At 39.9% G+C, this 20241-nt stretch carries 21 protein-coding genes; 20 read left to right on the top strand and 1 reads right to left on the bottom strand.

Translation table 11 applies throughout. The features are described from left to right. Window positions 1–16: 16 nt before the first annotated feature. The 13 genes from IGI50_RS11190 to sufB all read left to right on the top strand — a co-directional run bounded on the left by IGI50_RS11190 (window position 17) and on the right by sufB (window position 12405). Entirely contained in the window at window positions 17–1051 is a 1035-nt protein-coding gene (locus tag IGI50_RS11190; RefSeq protein ID WP_035016339.1) for a methionine ABC transporter ATP-binding protein, read from the top strand. Beyond that, window positions 1044–1730 carry a methionine ABC transporter permease gene (locus IGI50_RS11185; protein WP_010745859.1) on the top strand — a complete coding sequence of 229 codons (687 nt, stop codon included), beginning with the start codon at window positions 1044–1046 and terminating at the stop codon, window positions 1728–1730. Before IGI50_RS11190 ends, IGI50_RS11185 begins: the two co-directional genes overlap by 8 nt. Before the next feature lie 75 nt (window positions 1731–1805). Next, the gene (locus IGI50_RS11180) at window positions 1806–2648 is read left to right on the top strand and encodes a MetQ/NlpA family ABC transporter substrate-binding protein (protein WP_010745860.1); all 843 of its coding nucleotides are present in this window, start codon (window positions 1806–1808) and stop codon (window positions 2646–2648) included. A 219-nt stretch (window positions 2649–2867) separates the two neighbouring features. Continuing rightward, a complete protein-coding gene (locus IGI50_RS11175; protein WP_438777591.1) occupies window positions 2868–3326 on the top strand; it encodes a PTS sugar transporter subunit IIA in 459 nt (152 codons plus the stop codon). Next, entirely contained in the window at window positions 3323–4720 is a 1398-nt protein-coding gene (locus tag IGI50_RS11170; RefSeq protein ID WP_438776970.1) for a PTS fructose transporter subunit IIC, read from the top strand. The genes IGI50_RS11175 and IGI50_RS11170 overlap by 4 nt, the downstream gene beginning before the upstream one ends. Beyond that, window positions 4720–5580: a ketose-bisphosphate aldolase gene (locus tag IGI50_RS11165; RefSeq protein WP_218256167.1), complete on the top strand. Its 861-nt coding sequence runs from the start codon at window positions 4720–4722 to the stop codon at window positions 5578–5580. The genes IGI50_RS11170 and IGI50_RS11165 overlap by 1 nt, the downstream gene beginning before the upstream one ends. Window positions 5581–5674: 94 nt before the next feature. Further along, window positions 5675–6445, top strand: a complete 771-nt coding sequence (locus tag IGI50_RS11160; RefSeq protein WP_010745864.1) for a DeoR/GlpR family DNA-binding transcription regulator — start codon at window positions 5675–5677, stop codon at window positions 6443–6445. A 175-nt stretch (window positions 6446–6620) separates the two neighbouring features. After that, window positions 6621–7058, top strand: coding sequence for a GFA family protein (locus IGI50_RS11155; RefSeq protein WP_438776969.1), 438 nt, complete (start codon window positions 6621–6623; stop codon window positions 7056–7058). A 125-nt stretch (window positions 7059–7183) separates the two neighbouring features. Continuing rightward, the gene (sufC, locus tag IGI50_RS11150) at window positions 7184–7954 is read left to right on the top strand and encodes a Fe-S cluster assembly ATPase SufC (RefSeq protein WP_010745866.1); all 771 of its coding nucleotides are present in this window, start codon (window positions 7184–7186) and stop codon (window positions 7952–7954) included. A 13-nt stretch (window positions 7955–7967) separates the two neighbouring features. After that, complete coding sequence (gene sufD, locus IGI50_RS11145) at window positions 7968–9245, top strand: Fe-S cluster assembly protein SufD (RefSeq protein WP_438776968.1); 1278 nt, start codon at window positions 7968–7970, stop codon at window positions 9243–9245. Next, the gene (locus IGI50_RS11140) at window positions 9245–10480 is read left to right on the top strand and encodes a cysteine desulfurase (protein ID WP_010745868.1); all 1236 of its coding nucleotides are present in this window, start codon (window positions 9245–9247) and stop codon (window positions 10478–10480) included. Before sufD ends, IGI50_RS11140 begins: the two co-directional genes overlap by 1 nt. Then, window positions 10467–10940: a Fe-S cluster assembly sulfur transfer protein SufU gene (gene sufU / locus IGI50_RS11135; protein WP_010745869.1), complete on the top strand. Its 474-nt coding sequence runs from the start codon at window positions 10467–10469 to the stop codon at window positions 10938–10940. Before IGI50_RS11140 ends, sufU begins: the two co-directional genes overlap by 14 nt. Window positions 10941–11010: 70 nt before the next feature. After that, window positions 11011–12405, top strand: coding sequence for a Fe-S cluster assembly protein SufB (sufB, locus tag IGI50_RS11130; RefSeq protein WP_218256163.1), 1395 nt, complete (start codon window positions 11011–11013; stop codon window positions 12403–12405). A gap of 210 nt (window positions 12406–12615) precedes the next feature. On the opposite strand, the gene IGI50_RS11125 is transcribed toward sufB, so the two are convergent. Beyond that, window positions 12616–13860 carry an HlyC/CorC family transporter gene (locus tag IGI50_RS11125; RefSeq protein WP_438776967.1) on the bottom strand — a complete coding sequence of 415 codons (1245 nt, stop codon included), beginning with the start codon at window positions 13858–13860 and terminating at the stop codon, window positions 12616–12618. Window positions 13861–14301: 441 nt separating this feature from the next. Between IGI50_RS11125 and IGI50_RS11120 the strand changes: the two genes are divergently transcribed. The 7 genes from IGI50_RS11120 (at window position 14302) to IGI50_RS11090 (ending at window position 20220) form a co-directional block, all read left to right on the top strand. After that, window positions 14302–15051, top strand: coding sequence for an SDR family NAD(P)-dependent oxidoreductase (locus IGI50_RS11120; protein WP_010745872.1), 750 nt, complete (start codon window positions 14302–14304; stop codon window positions 15049–15051). A gap of 15 nt (window positions 15052–15066) precedes the next feature. Further along, complete coding sequence (locus tag IGI50_RS11115; RefSeq protein WP_438776966.1) at window positions 15067–15864, top strand: SDR family NAD(P)-dependent oxidoreductase; 798 nt, start codon at window positions 15067–15069, stop codon at window positions 15862–15864. A gap of 20 nt (window positions 15865–15884) precedes the next feature. Further along, window positions 15885–17036, top strand: a complete 1152-nt coding sequence (locus tag IGI50_RS11110) for a hypothetical protein (protein ID WP_438776965.1) — start codon at window positions 15885–15887, stop codon at window positions 17034–17036. Between the two features lie 303 nt (window positions 17037–17339). Further along, window positions 17340–18059, top strand: a complete 720-nt coding sequence (locus IGI50_RS11105; RefSeq protein WP_438776964.1) for a hypothetical protein — start codon at window positions 17340–17342, stop codon at window positions 18057–18059. A 157-nt stretch (window positions 18060–18216) separates the two neighbouring features. Further along, entirely contained in the window at window positions 18217–18666 is a 450-nt protein-coding gene (locus IGI50_RS11100) for a LytTR family DNA-binding domain-containing protein (RefSeq protein ID WP_438776963.1), read from the top strand. Between the two features lie 14 nt (window positions 18667–18680). Continuing rightward, on the top strand, window positions 18681–19058 hold the full coding sequence (locus IGI50_RS11095) for a DUF3021 domain-containing protein (protein WP_438776962.1): 378 nt from the start codon (window positions 18681–18683) through the stop codon (window positions 19056–19058). Window positions 19059–19611: 553 nt separating this feature from the next. Beyond that, window positions 19612–20220: a DUF3267 domain-containing protein gene (locus tag IGI50_RS11090; protein ID WP_438776961.1), complete on the top strand. Its 609-nt coding sequence runs from the start codon at window positions 19612–19614 to the stop codon at window positions 20218–20220. The last annotated feature ends 21 nt before the right edge of the window (window positions 20221–20241 follow it).

The raw sequence follows: 20241 nt of genomic DNA, 5'->3' as shown, positions 1-20241 counted from the left end.
AGGGAGTAAGAGAAACATGGCATTGATTGAGTTAAATCAAGTAGGGAAAAGTTTTACCGGCAAAACGGGACCAATCCACGCAGTCAATGGAATCAATTTAGCGATCGAAGAAAAGGATGTTTACGGCATCGTAGGTTATTCGGGTGCTGGAAAGAGCACACTGGTTCGATTGCTGAACGGATTAGAGACACCAACAGCTGGACAAGTTCTAGTAAATGGTGAAGACGTGGCTACATTGCAGGGACCTGCTTTAAGAACATTTCGGAAAAAAGTTGGAATGATTTTCCAGCATTTCAATCTATTATGGTCACGAACGGTCATCGAAAATATTCAATTACCATTAGAGCTGGCAGGTGTAGCCAAAGATCAACGAAAAAAGAAAGCAGAAGAATTATTGAGTCTTGTGGGGCTTGATGGAAGAGGGGACGCTTACCCTTCCCAATTATCTGGTGGACAAAAACAAAGAGTCGGTATCGCACGAGCCTTAGCCAATGATCCAGACATCTTGCTTTGTGATGAGGCGACAAGTGCACTAGACCCCCAGACAACGGAAGAAGTTTTAGAGCTATTAGCAAATATCAATAAACAGCTTGGGTTGACAATTGTGTTGATCACACATGAGATGAATGTGATTCGTAAAATCTGTAACAAGGTCGCTGTGATGGAATTAGGAAAAATCGTAGAGGAAGGCTCTGTTCGAGAAGTTTTCCGCCATCCACAACAGGAAGTGACCAAGATTTTCGTTCAACAGGATCTTGAGCCAAAAGCAGACCCATCTGAGTTATTGAAAGAATTTATTAAAGAAAATCCAAAAGGCACGTTAGCGACTTTGCACTTCTTAGAAGACAATGCCAATGAACCGGTCGTTTCTCAGGCGATACGCAAGTTTCCAATTAATATTAGTATCGTCTATGGAAATATCGAACGTGTAACCGGAAATTCTTTTGGCACACTGACGGTTCAATTTACAGGGGACACCGACAAAATCGAAGAAGCCATCAACTTTATTGAGACTCAACAAGTTGGAGTGGAGGTGCTGCATCGTGGATAAGAGCTTTTCAGAAACGTATCTAAATTTTCAACAGGTGTCTTGGGATACCTTAAAAGAAGCGATCAATGATACATTGTTTATGACCATTGTTTCCATGCTGATTGTTTTTGTTCTAGGATTGCTGTTAGGTTTACTGCTATATTCATTAGGAAGAAAGCATTCAGCAGCCCGCAGTATCTTGTATGGATTGGTGTCTATTCTTAGCAACATTTTCCGATCCACGCCATTTATGATCCTAATGGTGTTGATCATTCCGTTTACCAAAGCTTTGGTAGGAACAATGTTAGGAGCCAAAGCTGCGATTCCAGCCTTGGTTTTATCAGCAGCACCATTTTATGCGCGATTAGTCGAAATTGCTTTTCGTGAAGTGGATTCAGGAGTTTTAGAAGCGGCGGATGCTATGGGAGCAAGCTATTTTCAAACTATTTACAAGGTGTTAATTCCGGAAAGCTTGCCCGCATTGATTTCAGGACTAACGGTCACATCGGTATCCATGATTGGATTCACCGCAATGGCTGGGGCGATAGGAGCGGGCGGACTCGGAGCACTAGCTTGGCAGGAAGGGTATCAACGGGGAAATTACACGGTTACTTTAGTAGCGACGGTGATTATCCTCATTATCGTATTCATTGTTCAAGGGATTGGCGATTTCTTGACAAAACGAACAGATAAACGGTAACAATTAAAACAAGAGAAACAAAAAATTATCTTTTTGAAAATATAAACTGATTAAAACTATTAGGGGGAACGAACAATGAAAAAGAAAATTTTAGGTTTTGCGGCAGTAGCTTTATTAACGGTAGGATTAGCAGCTTGTGGAAATGGGGATTCAGGTTCATCAGACAGCAGCAGTAAAGAAAAAAGTGATACATTAGTTGTAGGAGCTTCTCCAACACCTCACGCTGAAATTTTAGAACATGTAAAACCATTACTTGAAAAAGAAGGCGTGAATTTAGAAATTAAAAAATTCGATGATTATGTATTACCAAATAAGGCATTAGCCGATAAGGATATCGATGCCAATTATTTCCAACACAAGCCTTTCTTTGAGAAAGCCGTAAAAGAAAATGATTACAAATTCACCGATGCCGGTGCGATCCATATCGAACCAATGGGCTTATATTCTAAGAAGATCAAAGATATCAAGGACTTAAAAGATGGTGCGACGATAATTACATCGAGTTCTGAATCTGACTGGGGTCGTATTATCACCATTTTACAAGATGCTGGACTAGTTAAAGTAAAAGATGGAGTAGATTTAGAAACAGCCACGTTTGATGACATCGCTGAAAATCCTAAGAAATTGAAATTTGACCACTCGATTGATCCTGCTTTGCTAGCGACAACCTACAGCAATGACGAAGGTGATTTAGTAGCAATCAATGCGAACTTTGCTTATGGTGCAGGGTTGAACCCAGTAAAAGATGCTGTGTTGCTTGAAAAAGACACATCACCATATGCAAATATTCTTGCTGTTCGTACGGAAGACAAAGACGATGCTCGCGTCAAGAAATTAGTCAAAGTCTTACACGAAAAAGATGTACAAGACTGGATCTTAGAAAAATGGGACGGCTCTGTAAAACCGGTAAATGAATAAGATACTTTTTGAACCTCAGTACAAATGTATTGAGGTTTTTTGGTTGTTGAAACAGCTCACATAGAGTGATCGATTTGGATCATTTTATGTGAGCTGTTTTATCGTTAAAAGACTTTTAACCCGAAAAACAGTCAAAATATTGAACGGTTTAGATAGCGATGCTATAGTTATCACCATAAACAGGAAAGCGCTATCCTAGTTGTAAAGGTAGGTTTTATGATGAAGTTGATTGATTTGCTGGTGAACGATTTGATTGTTTTTGATGAATCAATTCGATCAAAAAAAGAGTTGTTTGAGAAACTGGGACAATTATTGGAAGAAGAGCAACGTGTCTCAAAAGCAAAAAAAGTGATCAAAGATTTGTATCGAAGAGAAGAAGAGACATCTACTGGAATAGAGGATGGTTTTGGAATCCCTCATGCCAAAAGTAAAGCTGTTTTACAGCCTACAATTTGCTTTGCACATACTGGAAAGATTACTGATTATGTAGGTCTGGATGGAAGAAATATTGAATGGGTTTTTGCTATTTTGGTACCGCAAAAAACTGCAGATATTCATTTAGAAATTTTGAGTAAGTTGTCACGAAAGCTAATGAATGAATCATTTCGAACCCAGCTGAAAAATGCTGGAAGCCCAATGGAAGTATTAGAGATAATGAGTAAGGAGGAATCATCATGAAAATCATTGGAATAACTGCTTGTCCTACAGGAATTGCACACACGTATATGTCTGCTGAAAAACTAGAGGTTACAGCGAAAAATTTGGGTCATGATGCTAAGTTTGAAACCCAAGGAGCAAAAACTGAAAATGTACTTACCCCTAGTGAAATTGAAGAAGCAGATGCGATTATATTAGCAGTAGATAAAGATATAGATACTAGTCGATTTGCAGGTAGAAAGATCAAACGTGTTTCTACCGGACGAGCGATTAAAGAGCCAGAGAAAGTGATTGAAGAGGCTTTAGAAGATATTGGGACGATTAAAGTTTCTTTAGATAAGAAAAGTGGCTCACAAGAACAAAAGAGTGGAATTTATAATCATTTTATGAACGGCGTCAATTATATGCTGCCATTTGTCATTGCGGGCGGAATAATCATAGCACTAAGCTTTGCCTTTGGAATTACGGCATCGGATCCAAAGTCTGATGATTACAATGCACTCGCAGGTGCGTTATCTACGATCGGCGGAGGAACGGCCGTTGCAATGATGGTACCAGCTTTAGGAGCAGGTATTGCTAGTTCAATCGCTGGAAAGGCAGGTTTTGCCCCAGGAATTGTTGCAGGTTTGTTGGCGGCAAATGGTGGCTCTGGGTTTTTAGGTGGGATGATCGGAGGTCTATTAGCGGGGTATATGACGGATCTTTTAGCGAATAGAATTAATATCAAGCAGCAATTTGCAGCAATCTATCAATTAATCGTTGTTCCCTTGGTTTCTATCTTAGTTATTGGATTAGCGATGGTTTTCTTAATTGATAAGCCGATCGCATGGGTACTAGATGCTTTGACTAGCTGGTTAAATGGTCTGGGGAATACTTCAGGACTAATGTTTGGCTTATTGATCGGTATCATGATGGCGGCAGATATGGGTGGACCGATAAATAAATCGATCTCAACTTTTTCAATAGGCTTGATGTCCGCTGGTGTCAATGCGCCAATAGCTGCCTGTATGGCAGCAGGCATGACACCGCCATTAGGATTAGCATTGGCAACGATTCTATTCAAAAATAAGTTCACGAAAGAAGAACGGACTTCAGGACAATCATGTTGGATTTTAGGTGCTTCTTATATTACTGAAGGTGCGATTCCCTTTGCAGTCGCCGATCCAATTCGTGTAATCCCTAGCCTAATGCTTGGCTCAGCAACTGCTGCGGGAATCTCCATGGCAGCCGGTGTTACTTCGATGGCTCCACATGGCGGCATTTGGGTGATGTTAATTCCAAATGTAATGAACAATTTGCCGATGTATCTTCTGGCGATTGTCGCAGGTACGTTAGTAACAGCAGTAGCAGTTGGTTTATTGAAAAAACCTGTAACTGTTGAGAATAATAAAATGATTAATGAGGTGAAAATGTAATGTTATATACAATGAAGGATTTATTGAAAGTAGCAAAAGAAAACCAGTTTGCGGTTCCTGCGTTTAATATTTGCAGTTACGATATGATGAAGGCGATTATGGAAGAGGTCGAAAAACAAAATGCACCAGTAATTTTAGAAATCCATCCTGATGAAATTGCCTACCTAAATGATGAGTTTGTTGCGGCGGCTAAAGAATATGCCCACAATAGCAAAGTTCCGGTGGTCATTCATATGGATCATGGTGGTTCAGTGAAAGACGTTATGCGGGCAATTCGTAATGGGTATACATCTGTGATGATTGATGCTTCAACACAGACTTTTGAAGACAATATGAGTTTAACAAAGGAAGTTGTAAAATTGGCACATGATGTAAATGTTTCCGTTGAAGCAGAATTAGGAACTATTGGGAATAATGGTTCGGCAGAAGGGGGAACGGCGAATATCATCTATACTGATCCGAATCAAGCAGAAGAATTTGTGAAAGAAACAGGAATTGACACCTTAGCTGTAGCAATTGGAACTGCACATGGGTTGTACCCGAAAGATATGCCTCCTAAGTTGAACATTGATCTATTAAAAGAGTTAAATCAACGTATCGATATTCCTTTTGTTTTGCATGGTGGTTCTGGAAATCCTGATTCTGAGGTTAGCGAAGCTGTGAAATATGGTGTAGCAAAAGTCAATCTAAGCTCAGATCTGAAAAGCGTCTTCTTTGAGGCTTTAAGAGCTATTTTGACGAATAATCCTGAGATGTACGAGCCAGGCGATGTATATCCTGAGGCGAATGAGAAAGTGAAAGAAGTGGTAAAACATAAATTAGGCGTGCTTAACACGATCGGAAAAGCTGGATTATACTAATCAAAAGACAGAACTTTCAATTTTTTTGGAAGGGCTGTCTTCTTTTCCTTTATAAAAGTTATAATCAGTTATAGAAAAGAATAGGGGGAGAAAGATGCTAAGTGCAATTGAGGATCGACAACAACAAATTGTCAATTATTTAAAAGTACATCAGTTTGCAACGGTCACTGATTTGATTGAGCTTGTCAATTATAGTGAAGCTACTGTAAAAAGAGATCTTGTCTTGCTTGAAGAAAGTGGGCTGATCAGGCGGACACGTGGCGGTGCGATGATTATTGACAATAAAAAAATCGATGTTCCATATTTAATGAAAGTAACTCGTTTGAATGAAGAAGACAATAAACAATATATCGCAGATGTCGCGGAGACTTTGGTAAAGGATGATATGGTCATTTTTTTAGATTCTAGTACTACCAGCTTACATTTAATCAAGAATTTAAGTAAGTTTGATGGTCTACAGGTCATTACTAATGGGGTTCTTACGGCAGCCATGCTAAGCGAGTTCACTACAGCTCATGTATCTGTCTTAGGTGGTTCAATTGTGCCGAAGCGAGCGACAATTAATGGATCAAAAGCATACAATGACATATTAACTTATAATGCAGATATTGCCTTTATTGGTTGTCGAGGCTTAGATTTTGAGCATGGCGTGACTGAGACACATGAAGGAGAAGCGCTGATTAAAAAAGCCTTCCGAAGACAGGCCAATCATTTGGTCGTTTTGGCAACGGATGATAAATTGGATCACAAATATATGTATCAAGCAATCGCCTGTCATGAGATCGATTATCTGATTACTGAGAAACCTTTATCCGCAGAGAAGATGAGTAGATTAAATCACCACCATATCAAATGCTTATACTAATCTTGCAAAAACACTGAGAGCTATTTTTCAGTGTTTTTTTGCAATAGATTTTTATTGTTTTACAAAAAGGATGTTCATAAAGATTGTATTATTGATAAACTATAAGAAAAGAGATGTTTTAGAAACAATATAGTTTTTTTATTATTTGTATTTTAGAAAGAAAAGGAGGAGAAGCATGAAAGTTCAAGGTCAGTGCCTTTGTGGGGAAGTGCATATCACCATTCCTCAAATTTCAGAAGAGATCACCGTTTGTCATTGTCACATGTGTCAAAAGTTTTTTGGCGGGACATTTATGTCCTTGGCAGGGGTAACGCAGAAGGATTTTACTTTTACCGGAAAGGAGCAGCTGCATCGTTTTCAATCTTCCGAATGGGCAGAACGAGGTTCCTGTAAAAAGTGCGGCAGCAGTTTGTTCTACCATAGCCTAACGGATGATGAGTATTATTTCCCAGCGGGACTGTTTGATGAAGTCGATCAGGCCAAGCTAATGGAGGAAATCTTTTATGATCAAAAACCTGCTTTCTTCCATTATAAAGAACCGACTGAAAAATTAACGGAGGCTGCGTTTTTGGAAAAGCTTTTCCAAGAGCCAGAGGAACATCCTTTAGAGTGAACAAATTTATAATTATTCTAAATAAAAGGCTCTTTTTAAAAAGAAAATTGGTGAATCAGTTTGTATTCCATTCTCATTTAGTCTAAAATATGTGAGAACGAGAAAAAAATTTTGGAGGTACATTCATGTCAGTTTTAGAAATCAAAGACTTACACGTTGCCATTGAAGATAAAGAGATTTTAAAAGGTGTAAACCTTGTGATGAAAACGGGAGAAATCCACGCTATCATGGGACCAAACGGTACAGGTAAATCTACCTTATCAGCGGCAATCATGGGGAACCCAAACTACGAAGTTACAAAAGGGGAAATCCTTTTCGATGGGAAAAATATTTTAGATTTAGAGGTAGATGAGCGCGCACGCTTAGGGCTGTTTTTAGCGATGCAATACCCAAGTGAGATTCCAGGAATTAGTAATGCAGAGTTCATGCGTGCAGCGATGAATGCTCGCCGTGAAGAAGACGACAAAATCTCCGTTATGCAATTCTTAAAAAAATTAGATAAAAAAATGGAACTATTGAACATGCCAGAAGAAATGGCTGAACGCTATTTGAACGAAGGCTTCTCTGGTGGGGAAAAGAAACGGAACGAAATTTTACAGTTATTAATGATCGAACCAACCTTTGCGATCTTAGATGAAATCGATTCTGGTCTAGATATCGACGCCTTGAAAGTCGTAGCTAAAGGAATTAACGAAATGCGTGGCGAAGAATTCGGTGCGTTGATCATTACCCATTATCAACGTCTATTGAACTACATCGTACCTGATGTGGTGCATATTATGATGGATGGACGAGTAGTCTTGACTGGCGATGCAGAATTAGCGAAACGTTTAGAAGCTGAAGGCTATGCAGGGATTTCTGCTGAATTAGGTATCGATTACAAAGAAGAAGTTTAGGAGGGCAAGATAGATGAAAAAATGGACAGAATATCTTGAGGCCGTTAAAACTTTTTCAGCCGAATGGGGCGAACCTCAATGGATGACTGACTTGCGTGTTAATGCGTTGAATAAAATCGATGAACTGCCTTTGCCTGTGATTGAAAAAGTGAAATTTGCTCGTTGGAATCTTTACAATGTAAAACCAGAACACCAAGAAGCAGTGAGTACGATTCCTAGCTTTGATCAAATGAAAGACAATCCAATGATCGTACAAGCTGGTGAAACAACTGTTTTCGAACAAATTTCACCAAATCTTGCCGAGCAAGGAGTAATCTTCACTGATCTACTGACAGCGATGCAAGAGCATCCTGATTTAGTCAAAGAATACTACATGCAAAAGGCTGTACCAGTTGAAGAAAATTCATTGACGGCACTGCATGCAGCTTTTATGAATAATGGAATTTTCTTATATGTACCGAAAAATGTTGTGATCGAAGAGCCAATCGAAAGTCTTTTCTTGCACAATGGGGATGACGATGCGCATTTCTTCAAGCATGTCTTGATTGTGGCGGAAGACAACAGTGAGTTTTCATATTTGGAGCGCTTTGAATCACAAGGAGAAGCAGCGAAGAAGCTGTCTGGGAATGTCGTAGTCGAAGTAATCACGAAACCAGGCGCACGTGTGAAATTCTCAGCGGTAGATTCCTTAGGCACCAATATTGCTACTTATATGAATCGTCGCGGCTACTTGATGCGTGACTCGATGATTGATTGGGCAATTGGGATCATGAATGATGGCAATGTGATCGCAGACTTTGACTCTGATTTAGTCGGCGAAGGCTCTCATTCAGAAGTCAAGATCGTAGCTATCAGTGACGGTAAGCAAATTCAAGGAATTGATACTCGAGTGACAAACAAAGCGCCTCATACGATTGGACACATTTTGCAGCATGGAGTTATTTTAGAGAAATCGACCTTGACCTTCAATGGAATCGGGCATATCTTAAAAGGAGCAAAGGGGGCCGATGCACAACAAGAAAGTCGTGTATTGATGCTATCTGAGAAATCTCGCGGAGATGCCAATCCAATTCTTTTGATTGATGAAAATGAAGTAACTGCTGGGCACGCGGCCAGTGTTGGACGCGTTGACCCAGATGAATTATTCTACTTGATGAGTCGCGGATTAGAAAAAGCGGCAGCAGAACGCTTAGTCATTCGCGGATTTTTAGGACCTGTTATTACTGCTATTCCAGTGAAAGCCACCCAAGAGCAACTGATCGCAACGATCGAAGGGAAGTTGAGTAAATAATGAGGGATTTTTCTACGATTAGAAAAGATTTTCCGATTCTTTTCCAAGAAGTAAATGATGAACCACTTGTTTATTTAGACAATGCAGCAACCACACAAAAGCCGACGCAAGTCTTAGACGTCCTGCGTCATTACTACGAACATGATAATGCCAATGTACATCGCGGGGTCCATACTTTAGCCGAACGGGCGACGGAAGATTATGAGAATAGTCGAGAAAAAGTTCGGGCATTTATCAACGCTAAAGAAACAGCTGAGGTGTTGTTTACTCGAGGTACGACCACCGGGTTAAATTGGTTAGCACGAAGTTATGGGGATGCCTTCATTAAGGAAGGTGACGAGATCGTTATTTCTTACATGGAGCATCATTCCAATATTATCCCATGGCAACAGTTAGCGGCACGGAAGGGGGCGACATTACGCTACCTACCACTGACCGACGAAGGTTTCATTGATATGACTGCCGCAAAAGAGATGATCAATGAAAAAACAGCGATTGTTTCATTGGCCTATGTATCAAATGTTCTTGGTGTCATCAATCCAATTAAAGAATTGGCAGAGATGGCTCATGAGAACGACGCTGTGATGATCGTAGATGGTGCCCAAGCAGCACCGCATATGATAGTTGATGTACAAGCGTTGGATGCAGACTTTTTCGCCTTTAGCGGGCATAAAATGTGCGGGCCGACTGGAATCGGTGTATTATATGGCAAACGTCAATTGTTAGAACAAATGGAGCCGGTCGAATTCGGCGGTGAAATGATAGATTTTGTCAATCTTTACGATAGTTCATGGAAAGAGCTGCCATGGAAATTTGAAGCTGGTACTCCGAACATTGCTGGAGCAATCGCTCTAGGCGGAGCAATCGATTACTTGAATGAGATTGGTATGGAGAATATTCATCGTTATGAGCAAGAACTGGTTGCCTACGTTTTACCTAAATTACAAGCGATCGGCGGTATCACCATTTACGGACCGCAAGATCCTGAACATCATACTGGTGTGGTTGCTTTCAATTTGGAAGGCATCCATCCCCATGATGTGGCGACTGCTCTAGATATGGAAGGTGTCGCTGTACGTGCAGGACACCATTGTGCACAACCGTTAATGAACTATTTAAATCTGCCAGCGACGGCACGGGCTAGCTTCTATTTTTATAATACGAAAGAAGATGCGGACCGTTTGATCGAAGCAATCAAGGCGACGAAGGAGTTTTTCAAAGATGGCGCTATCTAAATTAGATAATTTATACCGGCAAGTAATCTTGGACCATTCCTCTCATCCACACCATCGCGGGAAGCTAAGTGATTCTACGCAAACGATCGAGATGAACAATCCGACTTGCGGCGATGTGATCGAACTTGAATTGATCGTCAAGGACGACGTCATTACAGACATTGCCTTTTCTGGGAGCGGCTGCTCAATTTCCACTGCAAGTGCATCCATGATGACAGATGCGGTGATTGGCAAGCCCGTTTCAGAAGCCGAACATCTAGCAGTGATTTTTGCTCAAATGGTTCAAGGAAATGAGATTCCTGAAAAAGATGAAGAAGCCTTAGGAGATGCAGCGATGCTTAGCGGTGTTGCAAAATTCCCAGCTCGAATCAAATGCTCAACCTTGGCTTGGAAGGCACTAGGCAAAGCTTTGACTAGCGAACAAGGAAAAGCTCGCGAAGGGCAATTTCATAAAGAATAAATGAGTGAACGACTAATCTTTTTTTTAGTCAGAAAATGAATACATTAAAACGAATAAGGAGCGGGAATACATGAGTGTACCTGAAATGCAAGAGGAATATCAATTTGGCTTCCACGATGATATTGAACCAGTCTTTACGACGGGTGAAGGTCTGTCAGAAGAAGTCATTCGCGAAATCTCCCGCGCAAAAGGAGAACCGGATTGGATGTTGGATTTCCGTTTGAAATCCTTAGAAACATTCAGAAAATTAGATATGCCTAATTACGGACCTGATTTGTCCGAATTGGATTACGATAAAATTAACTACTTCATTCGTTCAAGCGATAAGCCAGCTCGCGATTGGGATGATGTGCCAGAAGAAATCAAGACGACCTTTGAACGTCTTGGGATTCCAGAAGCAGAACGTGCATACTTAGCCGGTGCCTCTGCCCAATACGAATCAGAAGTGGTATATCACAACATGAAAGACGAGTTCACCAAATTAGGGATCGTCTTTACCGATACCGATTCAGCCTTGAAGGAGTATCCTGAATTGTTCAAGGAATACTTCGGCACATTAGTACCACCATCAGACAATAAATTGGCTGCGTTAAACTCAGCTGCTTGGTCTGGCGGAACTTTTATCTACGTGCCAAAAGGTGTGAAAACCGATATTCCGATCCAGTCGTACTTCCGTATCAACTCGGCAAATACCGGACAATTCGAACGTACACTGATCATCGTCGACGAAGGCGCCAGCATCAACTATGTTGAAGGCTGTACGGCTCCAACGTATTCTTCTGACAGCTTGCATGCCGCAGTCGTAGAAGTTTTCGTTAAAAAAGACGGCTACTGCCGTTATACAACGATCCAAAACTGGTCAAACAACGTATATAGTTTGGAAACCAAACGTGGACAAGCTCAAGAAAATGCGACAATGGAATGGGTCGACGGAAACTTAGGCTCAAAAGTAACCATGAAATACCCAAGCGTTTATATGGAAGGTAAAGGCGCCCGAGGTACAATGCTATCAATCGCTGTAGCCGGAAAAAACATTGTGTTAGATAACGGTGCCCGGATGATCCATAATGCACCAAATACATCCAGCTCGATTGTTTCAAAATCCATCGCCAAAGACGGCGGCGCAGTAGATTACCGTGGAACCGTCCGCTTCGGTCGAAACAGTGCTGGCTCATTCAGCCACATCGAGTGCGATACGATTATCATGGATGATCAATCAAGCTCCGATACGATTCCGTATAATGAGATCCTGAATGGAAATGTATCTTTAGAACACGAAGCGAAGGTTTCAAAAATCTCCGAAGAACAGTTGTACTATCTAATGAGTCGCGGTATCTCTGAACAAGAAGCGACTGAGATGATTGTTATGGGATTCGTTGAACCATTTACCAAAGAATTACCAATGGAATACGCTGTTGAACTTAACCGTCTGATTCAGTATGAGATGGAAGGGTCTGTGGGGTAGTACCTAAATTTTAAGCTAGAAACCTTGTTGTATGGGTTTCTAGCTTTTTTAATAGAAAATTTTGCTTGAGACAAAATATGAAAAGATTTGGACACAGAAAATAAGTCTCGTCACCTTATTTCGTGACGAGACTTATTCAATGTATGAGTCAAAACTAAACGATCTGTTTTTGTTTTATCGATCTTGTATATAATAATTCGGATGGTCTATTTATTCACCCTCAACAACCGGCTCAACCACAACTTCTTCAATCCGCCGATTCCTCATCTTCGAAATAGTCATCTTCAAACCATCTAACTGAATCGTTTCGCCTTCTATGGGGATTCGTTCGATTGAAGCTAAAATATAACCTGCGACCGTTGTAGAATTCGTTGTATTAGAAATATTGAAAAGCTCCTCTAAGCACTCGAAGTCTGAACGACCATTTACTAAGAAGCTGCCATCTGCTAGTTTGTAATAATCCAGTTCTTTACTATCATATTCATCCCAGATTTCTCCGACCAATTCTTCAATAATATCTTCTAGCGTGACGAGGCCGGCAGTTCCACCGTATTCATCAATAATGATAGCGATATGGATTTGATCGGCTTGAAATTTCTTCATCAGCTCTGAAATCTTCATGCTCTTCGGCACAAAGCTGATAGGTTTGACAATTTCTTCTAATTTTTTTTCGCCTTTTCGTACATGGTAATAAAAATCCTTTTGATTTACTACACCCTTCACATCATCGATACTATCTTGACAATAGGGGAGGCGAGATAAACCGGAAGATTCAAAAATTTCTGCTATTTCTTCTGTACTTTTTTTACTGTTAATGGAAATGATATCTGTGCGGGGTACAAAAATTTTTTGTACTTCCAAATCATTAAATGCTACCACACTCTTAATCAGAAGTTCATCATCCTCATCAATCGATCCCTCTTGTGCTGCTTCCTCCACAAGGATCAACAATTCATCTTCGGTAATGGAAGGAGTTGCTTCTTTGTTTGGTAATAGTTTCATTAATCCAACTTTTAGGATAGAAAAAAAGAGTGTCAACGGATAAAAAATGGTCATCAAAATTTTTAGTGGTCGAGCAACTGAAAGTGCGAAAGTCTCAGGGGATTCTTTTGCCAATGTCTTAGGAAATATCTCACCAAAAGTTAAAACTAGAATCGTCATTACAACCGTCGATAGCGTCACACCGACGTTACCAAAATAGCGGACAAATAGAACAGTCGCAATAGAAGAACTTGCGATATTTACGATATTGTTTCCGATAAGAATTGCTGACAAAAGACGATCGAAATTATGAAACAAGTCCAAAACGGTCCTGGCTTTATTATTTCCTTCCTCTGCCAATTTAGTGATTCGAATGCGATTCAATGAAGAATAGGCCGTTTCACTTGAAGAAAAAAACGCTGACAAAGCTAATAATATACCCAGTACTACAATCATTATGCTCAAGTTATCCAAAAAGCTTCCTCCTTATAGTTCTCCCCTAATGCAAAAAAGCACCCTGTTTGCAGACAGCGCACTTTGGGATTACTAGTATCAATCACAAATTCTTCTTTTTTAATACACAACGAGTCCTCGTCATCCAAAGTATCATTCTCCTATCTTAAATAAAAACTCTTTAATTAACCGTATCGTAGTCCAAATTGAATGTCAAGACACGATTTTTCACAAGTTAACAAGTTTAAGAGACTTTCTAAAAATCATATTTTCTCATGAATCCGTTTTCTAACTGTCTCGAATAATGATATCATTGTATTAGTGTAGTATTCCTCTTTTTTATTCGATTCACCAAGACAACCTGCCCGCAACTTAAATCCATAAAGAATCTCTCAATTGAACAAATTCAGCTGTCCTATTTTCATTTGAAGTCTTTTTGCTTTGGAAAAGGGAGGTAGAACGATGTTCCAAGATTACAAAGTTGTGATTACTGGTGCGACTTCTGGTATCGGTCTAGCTACGGCTCGACTGTTTATCAGGGAGGGCGCGACAGTGATTGGGATCGGACGGAATTTTAGCAAAACGAAGGAGTTAGGCGATCAGTTTATTCCTTGTACCTGTGATGTACGAAACGCTGATGAAATCGTAAAGACGTGCGAATTTATCAAAGACACTTTTGACAATGAGTTGGATGTATTTGTGAACAATGCAGGTTTTGGTGAGAATACAACGATTCGCGATGTCACAGTCGATCAATTTGATCGTTGCTTCAGTCTTTTGTTACGGGCGCCTATGTTGTTTGCCAAAGAATTGTATCCTCTTTTATTAAATGCTCCGAAAAACAACGCAAGTATCATCAACACTGCTTCTGCAGCCAGTCGAACTGTCAGCTCTGAAAATCCTCTATATAATTTAGCGAAAAACGCCGTGGTGCTGTATACCAAACAGCAAGCCCAGGGCTTTATTGGCGTGCGTTGCAATAGTGTGTCGCCAGGTTTTATTCAAACACCGATATTTCAGCGTGAGGGTGTCAACATGGAAGAAAATGCTGTGTTAGCGATGTACGATCAGATGGCGAAGGTTACTTGTGGACGAACAGGGAAACCAGAAGAAGTAGCGGATCTGATTGCGTTTCTAGCCTCAACGGATGCACAGTACATCAATGGTGCCGATGTGTTGATTGACGGCGGCTTGATGACAGTCAGTAATTAGAGGGAGGAAAATAAAATGTTAAATGATTATATTGTAATGATTACTGGCGCGACTTCTGGCATCGGTTTGGCGACAACGAAGGAGTTTCTGGATCAGGGAGCAAAGGTGATTGGGATTGGACGGAATTTTAGTCGGACGAAGGAGTTAGGCGAGAATTTTTTGCCATTTAAATGTGATGTAACGGATGAGGAGCAGATCAAAGCGGCTGTGGATTTTGCGAAGGAAAAATTTGGTAAACTGGACAGTTTGATTTGTAATGCGGGTTCGGCGATCGTGGGTACGGTTGAAGAGGTTGATTCGGGGGAATTGGAACGGGCATTTCAGCTGTATGTCTTGCATGCGGCAATGTGTACCAAGTATTGTGTACCGCTTTTGCGCAAGTCAGATAATCCGAGTATCACCCATACTGCTTCGGTAGCGTCTTTCATGATTGGGGATTCGGTTCCTTATAATGTCTTGAAGGCAGCATTGCTGAATTATACGCGACAAAGTGCAGCAGCACTATTAAACAATAATCCAGCGGATATGTTTGGACGACCAAAAGCAGTGACAGAAATTGACGAGGGTGACAATACTTTTATTCGGGTAAATGCGGTTTGTCCGGGATTGATTCGCACAAATTTGATGCCAGATCAAGCGTGGGAGATGTTGGGCACTGAAGCTGCTTTGAAGGCGATCCCTAGTCGTCGAATCGGGGAAGACTGGGAACCAGCAAAATTATTTGCCTTTCTAGCTTCACAAAAAGCCAGCTTTATCACTGGTGCGACTATCACGATCGACGGCGGCTGGTATACAACGCATGCACGAGTTTAGATTATGAAGGAGGACTTGAAATGAAGGAAAAATATGCACCACTATTTGAACCAATTGATTTGAAACACGGTGGACGTTTGGCAAATCGTTTTGCGATGTGTCCGATGGTAGTTTTTGCGGCGGATCCAGCAACAGGCAGACCAACCGAGGAAGATATTAAGTACTTTGAACGGCGCAGTAAATTTGCAGATTTGCTTTTGACTGGAGCGATCACAGTTCAAGAAAATATCCAAGGACATCCGAAACAATTGGCACTTTACAATGATGAAGCAATCGAAGCTTACTGTAAACTAGCTGCGGCAATGAAGAGCAACGGCAGTAAAGCCATCGGTCAGATTCAGCATCCAGGACGTGAAGGTGCTTATGGTTGTTACGTGACTGGTAAGGCTTATGCACCAAGTGCGATTGAATTTCCTTTCTTGCAATACAAGGTAACCGAATTGACGGAAGATGAGGTTTGGCAAGTAGTAAAAGATTTTGGTCTAGCCGCACAGCGTTTATTAAAAGCGGGCTTTGACGGGGTAGAGATCCATGGGGCAAATCATTATTTGATCCAGCAGTTTTTCTCTAGCTATTCGAATCAGCGAGAGGATTATTGGGGTGGGACCTTCGGGAAGCGCATGAATTTCGCCATTGAAGTAACGAAGGAAGTATTAAAAGTCGCTCGGGCGGAAAATCCAGATGCGATTGTTGGATATCGTATCTCTCCTGAAGAGATTCATGGTGAAATGGTTGGCTACGATTTAGATGATTCGTTGAAGCTAATAGATAAGTTATTAGAGCAAGACATCGATTTCCTTGATCTTTCTTCCGCAGCAGGGGGGAATTTTGGCAAAGATGCCTATAAAGCAATGCCGCAAAAAGGTGACTATACAAAACCAGTCAGTTTAGTAATTAAGAATTTTGTCGCGAGTAGAGTCCCTGTAGTTATCTCAGGGACGATTCGTTCCGCTGATGAAGCATTAGATGCTCTGAATTATGGAGATATTTCTTCAATGGGGGTCGCTGCACTGTCTGATCCAGATTTCAAAGAAAAAATTCTGGCAGAAAAAGAAGACACCATTCATATGAATGTCAAAGGTCATACGGAGGATCTTGAACTGCCATCAGGCCTAATCGAAGTCTATACAGCAGGAATTGGGCTTCCTCAAGTTGAAGGTTTAGTTGAATAAGACGGGTGCTCGAAACGTTTTGCTGGAACGTTTCGAGTTTTTTCTAAATGAACTTTTTTAGTCAAAGTGTTTGAAGGGGTTTAATAAATATTTGAAAAATGCTATAATAAGGCACGATTACAAACGAGTAAATAGTATTTTTTATTACCAAATAGTTATTTATAGGGTATTTAATTTAGAAAATAGTATTTTATCGTGTTTAAAATGTTTAATAAGTGAAATGAGGAGGCGAGAGGACTTATTTTTCTAAATTTGACTAAAAAAATATAAGGAGAAGCATTCAACTTGAATGTATGGTGAAAAATGATTTCAGAAAAGCAAAAATTAGTGATTGTTTCTTTGGTAGTTTTATTGGTGGGCGAAGTAATCGCGGTGACGAGTATAGGTTTTATCTATTTCAACAAAGAGCTATTCAGCGAAAACATCGACATCATTAAGACATTTGTTAATGCGTCAACAGCTTTCTTTGGTTGCTTCTTTTCATTTTTAGCAGCATTATTGATGTTCCAATTTTTGAAATATCGCGAAAAGCAGAAGGAAGTTGCTAAAACGACACGGCTGTTTACGAAATTGAGAAAAGAGTACGAAAATAATTACACTGTTTTAGTGGAGTTGGGCGGCGAAATAGCGAATGGTTCAACAGAACTAGCGAAGCTATTGAGAGAAAACAAAAAAGTACGAGATTTATTTGTTTTAGCAGTGTATCGTTTAGATTTTTTGATGTACAACACGTATTATCATGATACTGATTGGCAGCTTATTAGTGAAGCGGATCATTCAGTGGAAAGCTACTTAGAGTTATTTGAGCAAAGCCATCAAATCGAATATCTTTGCCAAGCAATTGTAGAGAATAAGGTCAACACTGAAGAAAGTTTGAAGCAGCTATTACTGTTAATCACAGAAAAAATTTCAGCGCTGCAGGAACATCAGCTGGTACTTGATTTAAGAGAAGAACAGACAGAGACAGAAAGCCAGTTTGATTACACAACTGATCCAGCGGGTGTAGAGATGGTTCAGGAATAAGGAATAACCAGAAACCTTTTTAGGTCTCTGGTTTTTTTGTTCTCATAGTAATCAAACGAGCTGGTACCGGATAGGACACCTATTACACCGGAAAGGAAAAAAGTCTATTTTCAAGCAAGCAAATGACTTACTATAGAGATACAGACGGGGGTGGCACATGTTTAAAGGGTTGAAGATTCATATGGAGATTGGAAAGAAGTGGGTAGAGCCGGAAGTCCGAATCCGTGCAGACGAGGAAGAGATAGGAGCTCAAATTGTAGAGCGATTAGAGGATTATCAAGAAAACCAATTAGTGGTCAAAATGAAAGAGGGGTTTGTCTTGCTAAACAAATCAGAAATTATTTATTTGGAAGTCTTCAATAAGGTTATGACTTTGTATACAGCAGACGAAAACTATTCCTATCGGAAATCACTGGCGGCGCTAAAAGAAGAGCTTCCTAAAGAGCAATTTTTACAGGTTTCTAAATCTGCAATAGTGAATACGAAAGAAATCAAAAAACTAGAGGTTGCTTTTTCCGGCAGCTTATACGCTTATTTGAAAAATGGGCAGAGAATCACTGTTTCCAGACGTTTTGTTGATCAGTTGAAACAACATTTAGGTATTTAAAGGAGGAACTAAAAATGAAAAAAACAATAAAGCTATTAATACAATCAATCGGAATTGGCAGTACCATTTGTATGCTCTTTGCCTATATTTTTGCTGATAGCGAAGTAAGAAAAATTGTCGCAAGCTTTGTTTTGCTTTCCGTTGTCATTGGTCTGTTGAGTATGATATATAATGTGAAGAAACTGCCGATTTTAGCACAAACCTTGATTCATATGGGTGGAAGTTTTCTTGCCTTCATTGTTGCAGCGGGAATAAATCAATGGTTTCCTTTTAAATGGCAGGTCATTTTATCAGCATCGACGTCCTTCTTCGTTATCTTTTTTGCAATTTGGATTTTTTACTATTTGAAATACAAACGAGAAATTGAGAAAATTAATCAGAAGCTACGATAAAAACAAGCATTTTTAGAAGTCATCGGTTCTTTCGATGGCTTCTTTTGACTATTCCCAATAATTTGTTAAACTATCAAAAAAACGAAAACGTGAAATAGCACACAAACAGGTATAATATAAGTGAGGGGAGAATGGTTTTTATATAGAGTTGTAGACAGCCGTTCAATTTCTTTTGTTGTCATCTAACCTTTCGACCTAACCTTATTAGTTTTTGAGAAGAATGTCAGCAGGAATTCAAGGGAAAATAAGAATATGATAAAGTTGTGGCTTCCTCTCTTCATGTACACAATCTTTGTTCACGAAAGCCATTTTCTAGGAAAGTAGATTTTCTGTTTGAAAGAGCACATCAGAAAAAAATTAGATATAAAAGCAGCTAAATTCTTGAAAGAAAGAGTTTTTAGCTGTTTTTTATTCACCTAAAAACTCATTGATGAAGAATTTCTTATGAATTTAGATTTTGACGTAGCAGAGTCCTGCCTATATCATGATGGAAAGGGTAAGTTAGAAAATTAAAGGGTAGATCTATGTGGAACATGGGAATGGGGGAATAGTTATGGAGACAAGGAAAAGGCGGAAAAAGGATAAGAAATATGAACGATTTGATGCGATCTGTCAGGAGATGCAAGAAAAACACTATCATAAAAAAGACAAAACATTCTCAGCAAAGGAAGCTGGCACGCAAGGTCTTTTGTTACCGGTACCATTTATCATAGTGGTTGTTGTGGGATTCTTTTGGCGCTGGGGGGCGGAGGCCACACCACTTTGGGAAATCAATTTTCTTAGATTTCTTTTTTCATTCATCTTATCCATTTTCATTCATGAGCTGATTCATGGCTTGGCTTGGGCACACTATGCGAAGAATAAAATGGAAAGTATCACCTTTGGATTCAATCTTAAAGAGTTCATGCCGTATTGTCACTGCAAAGAAGCTTTAGAAGTAAAAGCGTATAAAATTGGTGTATTGGCACCAGTTATTATATTAGGCGGGGGCAGTTTTCTCCTCTCACTGATATTTCCGAATACCGAACTAATTTTACTTTCCGCTTTCAATATTTTCATGGCAGCAGGAGATTTGCTGATTTTTTGGGGTGCACGTTCGGTTCAAGAGGGGCTAATTGTCGATCATCCAGAATTACCAGGATTTGTGGTATTTACAAAATAAAAAGGATTCCTGAAAAAGGAG

It is taken from the genome of Enterococcus sp. DIV0170 (assembly GCF_051710765.1).
GTDB lineage: Bacteria > Bacillota > Bacilli > Lactobacillales > Enterococcaceae > Enterococcus_A > Enterococcus_A raffinosus.
Note: the sequence above shows the minus strand (reverse complement) of the source record. Positions and strands in the feature narration are given on the sequence as shown.

What these genes read in the sequence shown, in the direction of transcription:
- sufD (WP_438776968.1), top strand. Translation starts at nt 7,968, where the DNA reads ATGAAAAAATGGACAGAATATCTTGAGGCCGTTAAAACTTTTTCAGCC.
- IGI50_RS11120 (WP_010745872.1), top strand. Translation starts at nt 14,302, where the DNA reads ATGTTCCAAGATTACAAAGTTGTGATTACTGGTGCGACTTCTGGTATC.
- IGI50_RS11100 (WP_438776963.1), top strand. Translation starts at nt 18,217, where the DNA reads ATGTTTAAAGGGTTGAAGATTCATATGGAGATTGGAAAGAAGTGGGTA.
- IGI50_RS11110 (WP_438776965.1), top strand. Translation starts at nt 15,885, where the DNA reads ATGAAGGAAAAATATGCACCACTATTTGAACCAATTGATTTGAAACAC.
- IGI50_RS11090 (WP_438776961.1), top strand. Translation starts at nt 19,612, where the DNA reads ATGGAGACAAGGAAAAGGCGGAAAAAGGATAAGAAATATGAACGATTT.
- IGI50_RS11165 (WP_218256167.1), top strand. Translation starts at nt 4,720, where the DNA reads ATGTTATATACAATGAAGGATTTATTGAAAGTAGCAAAAGAAAACCAG.
- IGI50_RS11160 (WP_010745864.1), top strand. Translation starts at nt 5,675, where the DNA reads ATGCTAAGTGCAATTGAGGATCGACAACAACAAATTGTCAATTATTTA.
- IGI50_RS11140 (WP_010745868.1), top strand. Translation starts at nt 9,245, where the DNA reads ATGAGGGATTTTTCTACGATTAGAAAAGATTTTCCGATTCTTTTCCAA.
- IGI50_RS11115 (WP_438776966.1), top strand. Translation starts at nt 15,067, where the DNA reads ATGTTAAATGATTATATTGTAATGATTACTGGCGCGACTTCTGGCATC.
- IGI50_RS11095 (WP_438776962.1), top strand. Translation starts at nt 18,681, where the DNA reads ATGAAAAAAACAATAAAGCTATTAATACAATCAATCGGAATTGGCAGT.
- IGI50_RS11170 (WP_438776970.1), top strand. Translation starts at nt 3,323, where the DNA reads ATGAAAATCATTGGAATAACTGCTTGTCCTACAGGAATTGCACACACG.
- sufU (WP_010745869.1), top strand. Translation starts at nt 10,467, where the DNA reads ATGGCGCTATCTAAATTAGATAATTTATACCGGCAAGTAATCTTGGAC.
- IGI50_RS11155 (WP_438776969.1), top strand. Translation starts at nt 6,621, where the DNA reads ATGAAAGTTCAAGGTCAGTGCCTTTGTGGGGAAGTGCATATCACCATT.
- sufC (WP_010745866.1), top strand. Translation starts at nt 7,184, where the DNA reads ATGTCAGTTTTAGAAATCAAAGACTTACACGTTGCCATTGAAGATAAA.
- IGI50_RS11180 (WP_010745860.1), top strand. Translation starts at nt 1,806, where the DNA reads ATGAAAAAGAAAATTTTAGGTTTTGCGGCAGTAGCTTTATTAACGGTA.
- IGI50_RS11105 (WP_438776964.1), top strand. Translation starts at nt 17,340, where the DNA reads ATGATTTCAGAAAAGCAAAAATTAGTGATTGTTTCTTTGGTAGTTTTA.
- IGI50_RS11175 (WP_438777591.1), top strand. Translation starts at nt 2,868, where the DNA reads ATGAAGTTGATTGATTTGCTGGTGAACGATTTGATTGTTTTTGATGAA.
- sufB (WP_218256163.1), top strand. Translation starts at nt 11,011, where the DNA reads ATGAGTGTACCTGAAATGCAAGAGGAATATCAATTTGGCTTCCACGAT.
- IGI50_RS11190 (WP_035016339.1), top strand. Translation starts at nt 17, where the DNA reads ATGGCATTGATTGAGTTAAATCAAGTAGGGAAAAGTTTTACCGGCAAA.